This window comes from Microbacterium sp. CBA3102 (assembly GCF_007954505.1).
Lineage (GTDB): Bacteria > Actinomycetota > Actinomycetes > Actinomycetales > Microbacteriaceae > Microbacterium > Microbacterium aurugineum.
In genome coordinates this window covers 898,508-912,347 of sequence record NZ_CP042412.1, presented here as the reverse complement: position 1 = coordinate 912,347, position 13,840 = coordinate 898,508, and the positions used below count along the sequence as shown (strand labels likewise).

The following is a 13,840-nucleotide window of genomic DNA, read 5'->3' as shown; positions in this document are numbered from 1 at the left end:
GACGAACCGCGGGCGGCGTGCGTCCACGGCGGCAGGTACGAGCCGAGGACGTCTGATGTGATGGCTAAGGTAGGGCGCCATGAGTGAACTTCAAGATCTCGTAGGTCGACAGCAGATGGTGTCCGCGATGATCTACGCCGCGGAAAACGCTGCACGGGTGATCGAGATCTGCTCTGCACCTTCGAGAGCAGGGGACGACATTGCCCGGCGATTGGCTTCCGCGTGTGGCCTGACCGAGTTCCAGACGGAGGTGATCCTCGACATGCAGGTCAAGCGCTTCTCGCCGCTCGCCGTCGAGGGAATGCGTGCTCAGCTCGAAGAGGATGAACGCACAATCACGCGGCTGCGTGCCAACGGCGAATCATAGCCGAACATCTTCACGCGGGATGAGCACGAATCGATCGTGCTCATCCCGCATGATTGCTCGAGGTGGCGAGGCGCTGTCACGCGTCGGGGGTGTCCGCCTTCACATCCCCGTACAACCGTCATTGATGGTGGCGATGCCGGTCGGGGCAGTGACCGACCAGCTGGCGGTTCTTTCTTGAGCGTGATGAAGAAGTCAGTCCCCTTCTGCCCGATCGGCTGGCTGCCGCCGGCCACGATCACGGTGCCGTAGCTGTCGAGGGTGATCCGCACATATACCTGTTCGCCCGAGCGGCACGAGTGACTTCCCGATGCATAAGTCGTGGCGGCGTGCGCAGCTGCAGGGAACCCACCGATGAGAATCATCGAGGCAACTGCGCCAGCGACCAGCTTTTTCTTGGGAGACGAACCGCGGGCGGGGCGGCGTGCCTCGCCCGGACACGCCGCTCCACGCGCGGATGCTCTCCGTTTTCGCACAGCGGCCGCCGTTCAGCAGCCCGGGGCGCAATCCGCTAGACTGTCCAGGTTGTCTGCCTTCCGGACTCCAATCGGGAATCCTGGGGCAGACACGTGCACACACCCTCCTGCTCCCGGGAAAGTCCCGAGAGCCGTTCTAGTCCGAAGGAGGTGGGTAAGTGACGCACCAGTACGAACTCATGGTCATTCTGACCCCCGAGATCGACGAGCGCCAGGTCGCCCCGACGCTCGACAAGTTCCTGAAGGTCATCACCAACGATGGTGGCTCTATCGAGAACGTCGACATCTGGGGCAAGCGCCGTCTCGCTTACGAGATCCAGAAGAAGAACGAGGGCATCTACGCCGTCGTCAACTTCACCGCGACCAGCGCCGCCACGCAGGAGCTCGACCGTCAGCTGAAGCTGAACGAGCAGATCATGCGCACCAAGGTCCTCCGCGCTGAAGAGGCTCAGGCGATGATCGCCTCCGAGGCCAAGCGCAGCGAAGAGAAGGCTGCTCGCAAGGCCGCCAAGGCTGCGAAGGCCTGACGTCCATGGCTGGCGAAACCGTCATCACCGTGGTGGGAAACCTCACGGCCGACCCCGAGCTGCGCTACACGCAGAACGGGCTGCCGGTGGCGAACTTCACCATCGCTTCGACGCCTCGGAACTTCGACCGCGCTGCGAATGAGTGGAAGGACGGCGATGCGCTGTTCCTCCGTGCATCCGTGTGGCGCGAGTTCGCCGAGCACGTGGCGGGCTCGCTGACGAAGGGCATGCGCGTCATCGCGCAGGGCCGTCTGCGTCAGCGCTCCTACCAGGACCGCGAGGGCAACCAGCGCACCGCGATCGAGCTGGAGGTCGACGAGATCGGCCCCTCGCTCCGGTACGCGACCGCTCAGGTCACGCGCGCGGCCTCGACCGGCGGTGCCGGTGGTGGCGGCGGCGGACAGTCTCGCCCCGCGCAGCAGCAGGTGTCGGAGGAGCCGTGGTCCACGCCCGGCTCGTCGACCAGCGCGGATGCCTGGAGCACTCCGGGCAGCTTCGGCGACGACACTCCGTTCTGAACAACTTCTGGATCCGGTCCGCAGGGCCGGCATCCGCTCATCACTAAGGAAAAACAATGGCTGGAAAGTCGAGCGGCGACCGCCGCAAGCCGCGGAAGGGCGCGAAGAACGCTGCTCCCGCGAAGTCCATCCGGGTCGGTGTCATCGATTACAAGGATGTCGCCACCCTTCGCAAGTTCGTCTCGGAGCGCGGCAAGATCCGCGCCCGTCGTATCACCGGTGTCTCGGTGCAGGAGCAGCGTCTGATCGCCACGGCGATCAAGAACGCGCGCGAAATGGCGCTCCTGCCCTACGCTGGCGCCGGCCGGTAAGGGGTATCGAGATGGCAAAGCTGATTCTCACGAATGAGGTCGCCGGGCTCGGTAGCGCCGGTGACGTGGTCGAGGTCAAGAACGGGTACGCCCGGAACTTCCTCATCCCCCAGGGTTTCGCTACGGCGTGGACCCGTGGTGGCGAAAAGCAGGTCGCATCGATCCAGGCCGCGCGTCAGGCACGCGCGATCCACGATCGTGACGACGCTGTCGCGCTGAAGAACGCTCTCGAGGGCACCAAGGTGCGCCTCACGGTCAAGGCCGGCAAGGAGGGTCGTCTCTTCGGCTCGGTCAAGACCGACCACGTCGCGGATGCTGTCGCAGCCGCCGGCCTGGGGTCGATCGACAAGCGCAAGGTGCACATCACCTCGCCGATCAAGTCGACCGGCGACCACGAGGCGACCGTGCGTCTGCACGAAGACGTCACTGCAGTCATCACGCTGCAGGTCATCGCCGCGAAGTAACGCTGTTCTCGAACGCCCCCTCTCCTTCGGGAGAGGGGGCGTTCGGCGTCTCCGGGGCGTGAGGGCACGGCCGCACGAGGACACGGGGTAGGTCGACCGCGTGGGGAGCGCCGCCGAGATTCAGTAGTGCCCCTCACGTATCCGCTCCGCGCGTCCTCTGACCTGGTCGGCGAGGCTTAGACGTTCGGCGAGAGATCTGGACGAAAGTCGCCAATATATCGGCGTAATGAGACGTGCCCTCGACCCGTCTCATTAGTGGGAGCAATGCTCGGCCGATCACGGTGCGAGCTCATCGGGCGGAGGGGCCTCATGAACGGACGAAACGGAGTGACTCAGCTCTTCGAGGAGCTGGAAGTCGAATGCGGCGCAAGTGTGGAGTGCATCACGGACCGGGTGTCGGTCCTGCAGGGGGTGGACATCGAGGTCGAGCTGCTCGGCGAGGGGGAGTGGGCGAGCATCGCGCCCTTCGTGCTCGTGAACGGTGATCGCGCGCGGATTCTCCTCCGGGAATCCGACCCGCGGTGGTACCGGCTGCACGTCGTGGTCCACCAACTGGCGCATCTGCTGTGCGGGCACACGCAGTGCGCGGCGCTGCCCATGTCGTTCGAGGCGTCGCCGGATCCGAAGCCGGCCGACCGTCTCACCCACGAGCTCCTGCACCGGCAGGAAGCAGAGGCGGAAGAGATCTCCCGGCGGCTGAGCGCGTTCGTCCTCGCTGGGGACTCCGCGCCGTCGCGCGCCCTGCTCGTCTAGTCCAGGCGCCGGCGTCCGTCCCGTCGGCGGCGAGGAATCTCAGCAGCGCGAGAGCGTGGAACTGGCCTCGAGGTCGATGGTCCGCGGGCCCATCGAACGACAGCAGTGCCGGTCTTATGCGGCCGAACTCGCTACACCCCGGCCGTGGTGGCGGCGACGCGTGAGCCGGTACCGAAGCAGTGACCATGGTCAAGCGCGTCCCCGACGCACCTGCGAGAGGCTATCGCCGAAGCGGGCGTCGAAGCCTCCTCGGGGTTCGGATGGCGTGACCTCGTGGAGCGGTATCGCGCGGCGATCATCTCCTACGGCGAGGTCGACGACATCCCCTGACGTCGCCCCGCGCTGCCTCCTCGCCGGTTGGCGGTGCACCTGTCGGGAGAATCCGTCCGGAGGCGGCGTTCGAGGCTACTTTCTCCTTGCATCTGCCCAGGCTCCCGACAAGTGGACCTCGGATGCTTTGCGCGGGCGCGACGGATGCCCCGTGGTGGGATTTCCACGGGGCATCCGCCCATTCTGCGCCGGCGTCGGGCGACGGGGAGCTGGGGGCTACGAACCCGTCGCAATGGGGTGGGTGATGACGCGTCGGCGCACCGGTGGTGCGGGGTCTCCTCCCCCGAGGACAGCCGCACCGCCGGCGTCTCTCCTTACGCCGACGCTCCGCGACGTCGCAGAAGGACCGCACCTCCGAGGGCGAGCAGGATCATGGCGAGGACGATCAGTCCTGCCGGTGAGCCCCCGCCCGTCATCGCGAGCCCCGTCGACTGGCCGGTCCACGCCGCGCCCGAAGCGGTGGCGGAACCGGTCGAAGTGCCGGGGTCCGTTCCGGGGTCGGTTCCCGGGTCAGTTCCGGGGTCCGTGCCGGGGTCGGTGCCGGGATCCGTTCCCGGGTCGGTGCCGGGGTCGGTTCCCGGGTCGGTACCGGGGTCCGTGCCCGGGTCCGTCACCGTGGCCTCGCCGAGCACCGAGATGGCGTTGCCGCCGAGCGTGATCGGCAGGCTGATCGGCAGTGCCAGTTGGGTGCCGCCGAGGAGGCCGCCGAGACCGCTGGTGGTGATGCCGCCGGTGGTCGGGGTGGCCGGTGCGGAGGTGTTCCCGCCGGTGCCGGTGACGGTCGCGTCATCGAGCAGCGAGATCGCGTTGCCGGTCACGCCCACGGGGGCGGTGACGGGTGCGGTGATCTGGGTGCCGCCGAGGATGCCGTCGGAACCACTGGTGGTGTTCCCGCCGGTGGCCGGAGTGACCGGTGCTGCGGCTCCCTGCGTGCCCGTGCCGGTGCTGGCGCTGTCGCCGAGGAGGGAGATCGCGTTCCCCGACACCGTGATCGGTGCCGTGACGGGGGCGGTGACCTGTGTGCCGCTGCCGATGCCGTCCTCGCCGGAGGTGGCTGCGTCGGTGGGGGTGGCGGGTGCCGGTGCTGCGGCTCCCTGCGTGCCTGTACCGGTGCTGGCGCTGTCGCCGAGGAGGGAGATCGCGTTCCCCGACACCGTGATCGGTGCCGTGACGGGGGCGACGACCTGTGTGCCGCTGCCGATGCCGTCCTCGCCGGAGGTGGCTGCGTCGGCGGGGGTGGCGGGTGCCGGTGCTGCGGCTCCCTGCGTGCCTGTACCGGTGCTGGCGCTGTCGCCGAGCAGGGAGATCGCGTTCCCCGTGACGGTGATCGGTGCGTTGACCGCGAGGAGCGCCTGCGTGCCCGAGAGCACGCCGTCCACGCCGTTCGTGGTCACGAGAGGCGCCTCGGCCGGTGTCCCGGACTGGGGAGCCGGGGTCTGGGGAGCCGCGGCCGGGGCGCTGGTCGAGGCGCTGTCGTCGACCAGACTCACCGCGTTGTTCGACACGGTGACGGGAAGGTTCACGGTCACCACGGCCTGGGTGCCGGATGCCGTGCCGTCCGACCCGCTGGTGACGGGTGCCGGTGCGGGTGCGGGTGCCGGTGCAGGGGCGGGTGCCGGTGCGGGCGCGGGTGCCGGTGCGGAGACGACAGTGTCGCCCAGCACCGAGATCGCGTTGCCGACGACCGTGATCGGGGCGGTGATCGCTGTCTCCGCCTGGGTGCCCGAGAGCAACCCGTCCTCTCCGGTCGTCTCGGCCGCATTGGCGGCCGTCGCACCGAGGAGCGTGATGCCCCCGGCGATGAGCGTGCCCCAGAGGGCCCGCTTGATGTACGTGCGCATGATCGTTCTCCTGACTGATGATGGGATCGTCTGATGGGTGCGCGCGATCGACGTGCGCGCGCAGCACGGCATCTGTCGTCCCCGAAGGAACGACGTGACGGTCCGTCAGTCAGGAGAGACGTCGGTATCGGCGACCGGCGACGTCGGAAGAGCGTCGTCGGATGCGCCGGAGGTCCGCTCGCCAGCACGGAGCGGAGAAGGATCCACGTCGCTGAGACGCGCGTGGGCAGCGCCTGCCCCTCCGCCGGAACCGGCGGAGGAAGACGCGGGAACAGGGCCGCCCGGGAGGGTTCCCGGGGGAGAGTTTTCGGGCGCACCGGTGGCGTCGGCGCCGGATCCGAGCGCGTCGGAAGACCCGGCCGACACTGTCGGAGCGGTCGCGACGAACGCCGCGCCGGCGAACACCCGGGACGACGCCGAGAACGGCGCCGGTCCGGGTGCGGCCTCATCTCTGGGCGCGACCGTGGTGGCGCCGGGCGTCGAGGGCTCCACGACCACTCCGGAACCCGGTGCGGGATCGGGTGTCGTCGGGTCCAGGGCGTCGAGCACGGGCGGGACGGTCGAATCCACCACGCCGCCGAGAATGGCCGTGGTGTCGTCGACGACGTCGACCAGGTCGTCGACGGTGGTGATCACGCCGAGATCGGTGACGAGTCCTCCGACGAGCGGAAGGCCGGCGACGGTGTCGAGGAGTGGATCGGTGATCTGCGAGACCGGTGCGTCGGAGAGCACCGCCGTGACGGGGGCGACCACGTCGTGCGCCGTCTCCGTGACCGCCTGCACGACGGGCGCTGTCACGGTGCCGACGACCGGAGTCGCGGCGACCGTCTCCGTGACGGTCTCGACGACCGCCGGTGCGGTCTGCTGCACGGGGGCGACGACCTTGGTGACGACGGGTGCGACGGCCTTGGTGACGACCGGCGCGACCACCTTTGTGACGACCGGAGCGACAACCTCCGTGACGACCGGCTTCACGGGAGCTGTCACGCTCGACACGGTGTCGCCGACGAGCGAGGTGAGTCCGTCGAGTGGGCCATCGTCGCGGTCGTCCGCATGCGCGGACCCGCCTCCGAGGAAGACGGCGAGAGTCGCCCAGGCGAGCACTCCCAGGGCACCCCAGAGGACGGCGGCTGGAACGCCGCGTCGGGTGGCCCGAACGTCCACGTCGACCTCCCCCTCCGAAGGCAACGTCACCTCGGCGCAGATGCGTCGATTGCGGGTGACGATACTCGCGTCGCGACCGTCTGTCTAGGGGGGTATCCGCGAGTTTCTGCCGATGTCGGCCCGTGACGCGCCCGACGAAATCTCGGCTTGACTTTCCCCAGGTTCTACACATCCCATCCCCGACGGGGCCAACCTTCAACGCCCGATTTAAACTGATTCCCATCCACAGGGTGGGGAAACAGGAAAGCCCTGCTCAGGCACGATAAAAAACTTTGAAGTCGGAGCACTCCACGGGGTTATCCACACCTGTTGTGCACAGACACTCCGACTTTGTCCGCACGCTTTCCACATGGTTATCCACAGGCCGTGTTGCATGGGGAAAGAGTCGCTCGTAGCGTGAGCGAGCGACCGAATGTCGGAGGCACCTGTTTCGCTGTGCAGGACGGCGTGACGGTCGAGGATCAGACGGCTCAGCCGTCGAGACGCCTCATCAGGGCATCGCATCGGAAACGTCGCATCGAAGGGAAGACTGTGTCGATCGCCGACATCTCAGAGGAGCGCATGGGCTCGTCGCGCGGGCCGGAGCGCACGCCTCCCCACGACCTTCTCGCCGAGCAGAGTGCTCTGGGCGGAATGCTCCTGTCGAAGGACGCGGTCGCCGATGTGATCGAGACGCTGAAGGGCGCCGACTTCTACATCCCGAAGCACGAGTTGATCTTCGAGGCCATCCTCTCGTTGTACTCGCACGGCGAGCCCACCGATGTCGTGGCCGTCACCGACGAGCTCATCAAGACGGGCGAGCTCGGTCGCGCCGGCGGTGCCGACTACCTGCACACCCTGACCTCGATCGTCCCCACCGCGGCGAATGCGGGCTACTACGCCGGCATCGTCTCGGAGCGTGCGATCCTGCGCCGACTCGTCGACGCCGGCACCCGCATCGTGCAGCTGGGCTACGCGGGCGAGGGTGACGCGACCGACCTCGTCAACAACGCGCAGGCCGAGATCTACTCGATCACCGGATCCGAGACCGCGGAAGACTACGTCCCCCTGCAGATCGCCGTCGATGCCGCGCTCGAAGAGATCGAGGCAGCGAGCGGTCGTGACGGTTCGATGACCGGTGTCCCGACCGGCTTCAAGGAACTCGACGAACTCACGAACGGTCTGCACGGCGGTCAGATGATCGTCGTCGCCGCGCGACCCGCCATGGGTAAATCGACGCTGGCGCTCGACTTCGCGCGCGCGGCCTCCATCGGCCATGACCTTCCGTCGGTCTTCTTCTCGCTCGAGATGGGCAAGAGCGAGATCGCGATGCGCCTGCTCAGCGCCGAGGGTGCGATCCCGCTGCAGAACATGCGCAAGGGAAACCTCGACCCCCGCGACTGGACCACGGTCGCCGCGACCCGCGGACGCATCAACGACGCCCCGCTCTACATCGACGACAGCCCCAACATGACGCTCGTCGAGATCCGCGCCAAGTGCCGTCGCCTCAAGCAGCGCGAGGGGCTGCGCATGGTCATCATCGACTACCTGCAGCTGATGACGTCGGGCAAGCGCGTCGAGTCGCGACAGCAGGAGGTCTCGGAGTTCTCGCGAAGCCTGAAGCTCATCGCCAAAGAACTCCAGGTTCCGGTCATCGCCCTGTCGCAACTGAACCGTGGCCCCGAGCAGCGCACCGACAAGAAGCCCGCGATCAGCGACCTGCGAGAGTCGGGCTCGATCGAGCAGGACGCCGACATGGTCATCCTGCTGCACCGCGACTCCGTCTACGACAAAGACGTGCGACCCGGTGAAGCCGACCTGATCGTCGCCAAGCACCGCAACGGCCCGACCGCCACGATCACCGTCGCGTTCCAGGGGCACTACTCACGCTTCGCCGACATGGCTCCCGGCGGCGACTTCAACTGACTGTAGGTTCCGCATCGTCGCCCGCGACGTCGAGGGCCAGCTTCCCCACATAGTGTTCGCGGAGCGCGCGGTGGGCGTCTTGCACGCGAGTGAAGGGGAACCGTTGCGCGACGTGCGGCGTGAACGTGCCGGCGTCGATGAGGGAGTTGAGTCGTTCGAGGGCGGCACGGCTCCGGTCGCCGTCGAAGTGGAGGATCGGGACGGCGGGTGGTGTCGCGGGCAGTGGGTGAACGCCGTGGGGCCAAACCACGCGTCCTGAAGGGTGCATCGCGCGAAGCGCCTGCTCCAGCACCGATCCGCCGACGGTGACGAACGCCGCATCGAGCCCTTTCGGCGCGAAAGCCTCCGCCGCTGCCACGACGTCATGCGAGCGGCCGTCGACGACGGCCGCGGCGCCGTGGCTTCGGGACAGAGCGACGCCGTCGGCGCCGGAGGAGACGGCAAGGACCCGGATGCCGCGCTGCTGCGCCAGTTGCACGACCATGTGTCCCATGCCCCCGCTCGCGCCGAACACCATCAGCGTCTGGCCCGGCGCGAGATCGAGCAGATCGATTCCGCTCAGGGCGGTCAGGGCATCCCACGCCATCACGCCGGCCTCGGTCATCGACAGGCGCTCGGGGACGTGGGCGACGTGCTCCTCGGCGACGACTCCGTACTCGGCGTATAACCCTCCGCGCGGCACGGGCATCGACGCGGCATAGACGCGATCGCCGACCGCGAAGCGTGTGACTGCGCTGCCCACGGCGGCGATCGTGCCGGCGGCATCCCAGCCGAGTACGTAGGGGAAGGTCGAGGCGATACCGAACGCATCCTCATATTCCCCCTGGCGCTCCACGGCGTCCCAGGAGGCCACCCCCGCCACGGACACCTTGATCAGGACATCGGACTCGCCCACGATCGGAACGTCGATCGTCCGAGGGACGAGCTCATCGATGCCGCCGAAGCGATCGAGCACGATGGCCCTCATCCGTGCGGGAACACGGGGGGCGTGAGGGGCGGGCAGGGGCGACGAGCTCATGCGTTCTCCTTCTCGGTGATCTTGGCGCGAGAGCATGGTGTCCGGACGTTCTCCGGGCAGGGTGTTCGCGCTCAGACGGCGGAGCAGGCGTCGCACGTGGCCGGTCCGTCGCATTGAAAAACTTCGATGCATAGACGATCTCGCATGCATCGAAGCTTGTCAATACGTAGGGCACCGTTCCGGGAAACACGTCACGCTCGACCGTTGCCCGGGCCGAGCCCCGACGACGATCGAGCGTGATGCGCAGTCAGCTAGCGGTGCTGCCGAGTCACGCGGGGAGGAACGCGGTAAGGCCGGTACCGATGAAGGTCAGGATGATTCCGACGGCGACGATCACGCCACCGATGAGTGCCAGCGTGTTGAGGATGATTCCCCAGACGGCAAGCGTTCGGCCTGCGGGTTCGCGACGAAGCGAGAAGAACCCTGCGACCAGACCGGCGATCGGTACGAGGAGCGTGATACCTGCGAAGAACGAGACGATTCCCGTGACGAGGCTCGCCAATCCCAGCATCTTGGAGCGCAGGCCCTCCGTGGGGACTGCGCTACCAGAAGCGTTCGGGACGGTGGATGTTGACATGATCTGTATTTGCTTTCCTGGTTGAGTGTGAGTTGCGCGGCCTGTCGGGTTTCTGGGTGCAGCGCAGGGAACTCAGCAAAGCTAGGTGGCCAGCCTCGCTCCTCGGCGTTGAATGCCTCCGATGCCGTGCTCCTCGCGTGGTTCTCCGTGTCTTCGAGCCGAAACCACGCGCGCCGATGACGTGATCGGCGGTAGTCGACGTGTGAGCCGAGTAGCCGCCGTGTCAGCGACTCGCGGTCGTTGAGACCTTCTCCACTCCGACGAACTTCATCATTTGCTGGCCGTAGAGGCAGGTCTGCAGGGTGAGTTCGCCCTGTATTCCGATGAGGTCGTCCGAGGTCGCGACGCGCTTCGGCAGCATCCGGACATCCACCACGGCATAGGTGACTCCGTCGATGGAGAGCTGCTGGCCCACCTCCCACGGGAGGATGACGTCCCCACCGCAGTTGTTGTGGGCAGCCCACGTGGGCACCGTGCCGGGGTTCTCATAGCGGACCATCTCGGTGAAGGTGCCGTCGCACCGGTCCAATTCTCTCTCGTCGCCCGGGACGCCGAGCGTGACGTGCGGGAGCGTTCCGCTCGCCTCGGTCTGAACCGTGGCGATCGCGATCTTCGTCTCGCCGTAGACGCGCTCGACCTCGGACGGAGCGAAGATCACGGCGACGAGCACCGCCGCGCCCACAGCCAGGAGCATCCCCGCGAACAGGGTGCGCGTGCGAAGCGCTCGGCGTGACCTCGAGGATCGGGTGAGCGGGCGAGCGGGGGGATGCGGCATGGGTCGTGACTCCGGACGAGAAGGGCAGCTGATCAGTATCGCCACGGAGCGGTCTGCGGGTACCGGTCGCGACAAAGGTCACGTAGCCTCGCGCCCATGATTCAGTGATGACGGCAGCCCGCTCCGTGGTCCGGAGGGCGGAACTCCGCGGTGCGTTCTCTCTGTGCGGAGAGCTAAGACAGGACCTCGACGTGCGGCGCGAGCGCTTTCCGGTTCGACACGTCGAGCTTGCGCATGATGCGATGCATGTGACTCTCGACCGTGCGCACGCTGAGCACGAGGCGCGTGGCGATCTCCTGGTTGGAGAGACCCATCGCGGCGAACCTGCCGACCTCGCGCTCGCGCTCCGTGAGGGTGACGGCCGCGGCCCCGAATCTGGCCGTGTCGAAGGCCCGGTCTCCGTGAGCGGCGCGAATCGCGTGCGCCGCGCTGTCTGCGGCCCGGCGTGTGGCGTCATCGCCCCTCTCGAGCGCCGTGGTGCGCGCGATCTGGCACGCCGAGAGGGCGAGGCCGACCAGCCCCACCTGCTCGAGCTCTTCCACGCACGCGAGCATCGTGACCGGGTCGCCCTCGGCGAGGGCGGAGACGTAGTCGCCGTGCGCCTGAAGCAGGCGGGCGTCCGGGAGTTCGTCGAGCGCGCGACGGGCGACCGCGAGGCGCTCCCCGACGGGGGCGAGCTCGAGCGAGGACAGCATGCCGAGCACTGCGGCGAACCGTGCGCCACGATCCCACAGCGACTGCGACGACGCCCACATGTCATCCGCGGCCGCCTGCACCTTTCCATCGAAGGCCAGGAGCTGCGCACGAGGCCAGGCGTGGGTCTGGCCGGGTAGCGGGCCGTCGAGAATGGAGGAGCCGTTGATCTCCTGGGCGATCTTCTCTCCCAGGCTCAGTTGTCCGCGTCGGATCGCCACGACGGACGCGATGGTCAAGAGCGAGAGTTGAACGCCGGGAGGCAGAGGCGAGGGCTCACCGGCGGCGAACACCGTCTCCACGATCTCGTCCACGGCGGCGTAGTCACCCGCGAGGAGCTGCACGAGGATCACCGCGGCGCCGAACGCGCGGAGTGCATCGATGTCGAGATACCCGTGCGCCTCGTCGAACCCTTGCTGGAGGGTCTCGAGCGCGGCACGATGCGATCCGATCCCGAGCAGGGCGAGGCCGTGCAGGACGCGGATCATGTAAGCGTCTCGTGGGCGCTCGACCGTCTCCGTGGCAGTGTGCACCCTGAGCGCGTCGCTGAACCGACCCGTGGAGACGAGCACCAGCATCTGCGTCTCCCACAGCTGCAGCTTCACATCGTCGGGCAGGTCGTCGGTGACCTCGAGCCGTGCGCCGAAGTCGTCCGGGATGCGTGTGAGGTTGGCCTGGAGGCGGACGTCGACGGCGTCGAGCATCCGGGCGTAGGGACCGAGCGTGATCGAAGCCTCGCTCAGACGCCGCTGAGCACCGTCCAGATCGTGGTCGACGTAGGCGGTCCACTCCGCCCGCAGGCTCTCGAAGTCAGCGCGTCCGGCAACGTCTCCGTTGCTCGCGTCGGTGGTGTCGAAGACGTGTCGGACGGTCTCGGTGACGGTCGGGGTGTGCGTGTGCATCAGTGCACGCAGATACCGCACGGCGCTGCTCGCCGAGGGGTTCGCCTCCCATTCGGAAGCCGTCACGATCCTGCGCGCCCGGGCGCGCTCTTGGAGCAAGCGGACGAACAGCGCCTCCTGCGTCCCGAAAGTCGGCTGGCGATTCTCACGTTCGGCGAGGATCGCCGAGGCGGATCCGGCCGTGCCGAGGCGCTCGACGATCAGGGCGGTGAGTCGGGTGCGTCGCGCGGTCAGTGGCTCGTGGCGGAAGAACTCCACGATGAGCGGGGGCACGACGGTCACGAGCTGCCGCGCGCCACTGGAGATGAACGTGATCATGCGACGTTCCTCGAGCAGCTCCAGCGTGCCCCAGTCGATGAGCTTGCGCACGGTCTCGATGTCGGCCACGCCGACGATGGCGATGATCTCGATCGCGTCCCGGGCGGCATCGTCCAGATCCTCGAGGTGCGCTTCGAGCACCGCGCGCAGGCCCGAGCTCCACAGGTCGCGGGTGGCGACCCACTCCTTCCCTCCGCGGAGCGCGATCCTCTGCTCGCGGATACAGGCGTCGACCAGGCTCAATGCCAGCCCGATGTTGCCCCCGGACTTCGCGAAGATCCGGCTCATGGTCGCTGCCTCGATGGGCCCCTTGAGGTAATGCTCCAGCGCCTTCTCCATCTCCTCGAAGCGCAGAGGAGACATGTCGATCACATAGGAGGGTTCCAGGGTGGAGGCGGCGAGGCCGGTCGGGGTGTGGCGCGCACGCAGCCCCTGCAGCCGGGAGAGGACGATGGGGATGCCGCTCGAGCGACGAACGGCCTCGGCGACGCCCCAGGACGACTCATCCAGGTCGTCCCAATCGTCGAGGAACAGCACGGAGCGGGGTAACCGCAGAGCATGTCGCAGAGCTTCGGCCGTCTCGTGGAGCCCACTCGTCGAGCGCTGCGTCCCCGTGGGGGGAATGCCGGCGAGGTGCAGTGCGGCGAGCGGATGCTGACGCAGCGAGGCGACGCCCCGAACCTGGATGACCTTCCACTCGCCCTCTTCCAGCCGAGCGCGGAGCGCCCTCAGGAAGGCGCTGCGGCCGCTGCCTCGTCCGCCGACGACGTCCACGCTGACGCCGGCATGCACCAGATCCAGCGCGGCGGCCAGGCTCTGCTCCCGACCGATGACCATGGCACGACCCCGCTTCCTCACGCGGACACTCCTAACCGAAAACTAGACCTGATCCCTGCGCGACGGA

At 67.7% G+C, this 13,840-nt stretch carries 13 protein-coding genes; 7 read left to right on the top strand and 6 right to left on the bottom strand.

Annotation, left to right across the window (positions count from 1 at the left end; all coding sequences use genetic code 11):
• The first annotated feature begins 79 nt into the window (after window positions 1-79).
• From FGL91_RS04425 to FGL91_RS04400, 6 genes are all read left to right on the top strand, one after another.
• Window positions 80-367 carry a hypothetical protein gene (locus tag FGL91_RS04425; protein WP_131491703.1) on the top strand — a complete coding sequence of 96 codons (288 nt, stop codon included), beginning with the start codon at window positions 80-82 and terminating at the stop codon, window positions 365-367.
• Window positions 368-998: 631 nt separating this feature from the next.
• Window positions 999-1,367, top strand: coding sequence for a 30S ribosomal protein S6 (gene rpsF / locus FGL91_RS04420; RefSeq protein WP_047523969.1), 369 nt, complete (start codon window positions 999-1,001; stop codon window positions 1,365-1,367).
• A 5-nt stretch (window positions 1,368-1,372) separates the two neighbouring features.
• The gene (locus tag FGL91_RS04415; protein WP_045262453.1) at window positions 1,373-1,885 is read left to right on the top strand and encodes a single-stranded DNA-binding protein; all 513 of its coding nucleotides are present in this window, start codon (window positions 1,373-1,375) and stop codon (window positions 1,883-1,885) included.
• 56 nt (window positions 1,886-1,941) lie between these two features.
• A complete protein-coding gene (gene rpsR / locus FGL91_RS04410) occupies window positions 1,942-2,196 on the top strand; it encodes a 30S ribosomal protein S18 (protein WP_017203799.1) in 255 nt (84 codons plus the stop codon).
• Between the two features lie 11 nt (window positions 2,197-2,207).
• The gene (gene rplI / locus FGL91_RS04405; protein WP_047523968.1) at window positions 2,208-2,660 is read left to right on the top strand and encodes a 50S ribosomal protein L9; all 453 of its coding nucleotides are present in this window, start codon (window positions 2,208-2,210) and stop codon (window positions 2,658-2,660) included.
• Window positions 2,661-2,969: 309 nt separating this feature from the next.
• A complete protein-coding gene (locus FGL91_RS04400) occupies window positions 2,970-3,413 on the top strand; it encodes a hypothetical protein (RefSeq protein WP_153243185.1) in 444 nt (147 codons plus the stop codon).
• Window positions 3,414-4,057: 644 nt separating this feature from the next.
• Here FGL91_RS04400 and FGL91_RS04395 read toward each other — a convergent pair.
• Complete coding sequence (locus FGL91_RS04395) at window positions 4,058-5,584, bottom strand: beta strand repeat-containing protein (protein WP_153243184.1); 1,527 nt, start codon at window positions 5,582-5,584, stop codon at window positions 4,058-4,060.
• A 105-nt stretch (window positions 5,585-5,689) separates the two neighbouring features.
• Entirely contained in the window at window positions 5,690-6,748 is a 1,059-nt protein-coding gene (locus FGL91_RS04390; protein ID WP_227991871.1) for a hypothetical protein, read from the bottom strand.
• A gap of 531 nt (window positions 6,749-7,279) precedes the next feature.
• Between FGL91_RS04390 and dnaB the strand changes: the two genes are divergently transcribed.
• A complete protein-coding gene (gene dnaB / locus FGL91_RS04385; protein WP_131493208.1) occupies window positions 7,280-8,653 on the top strand; it encodes a replicative DNA helicase in 1,374 nt (457 codons plus the stop codon).
• On the opposite strand, the gene FGL91_RS04380 is transcribed toward dnaB, so the two are convergent.
• The 4 genes from FGL91_RS04380 to FGL91_RS04365 all read right to left on the bottom strand — a co-directional run bounded on the left by FGL91_RS04380 (window position 8,646) and on the right by FGL91_RS04365 (window position 13,794).
• On the bottom strand, window positions 8,646-9,671 hold the full coding sequence (locus tag FGL91_RS04380; RefSeq protein WP_227991870.1) for a quinone oxidoreductase family protein: 1,026 nt from the start codon (window positions 9,669-9,671) through the stop codon (window positions 8,646-8,648). The genes dnaB and FGL91_RS04380 overlap by 8 nt on opposite strands.
• A gap of 268 nt (window positions 9,672-9,939) precedes the next feature.
• On the bottom strand, window positions 9,940-10,248 hold the full coding sequence (locus FGL91_RS04375; protein WP_227991869.1) for a hypothetical protein: 309 nt from the start codon (window positions 10,246-10,248) through the stop codon (window positions 9,940-9,942).
• 223 nt (window positions 10,249-10,471) lie between these two features.
• Window positions 10,472-10,942 (bottom strand): hypothetical protein, encoded by a 471-nt coding sequence (locus FGL91_RS04370; protein ID WP_131493215.1) that lies wholly within the window; start codon window positions 10,940-10,942, stop codon window positions 10,472-10,474.
• 254 nt (window positions 10,943-11,196) lie between these two features.
• Window positions 11,197-13,794: a helix-turn-helix transcriptional regulator gene (locus FGL91_RS04365; protein WP_153243183.1), complete on the bottom strand. Its 2,598-nt coding sequence runs from the start codon at window positions 13,792-13,794 to the stop codon at window positions 11,197-11,199.
• Window positions 13,795-13,840: the final 46 nt, after the last annotated feature.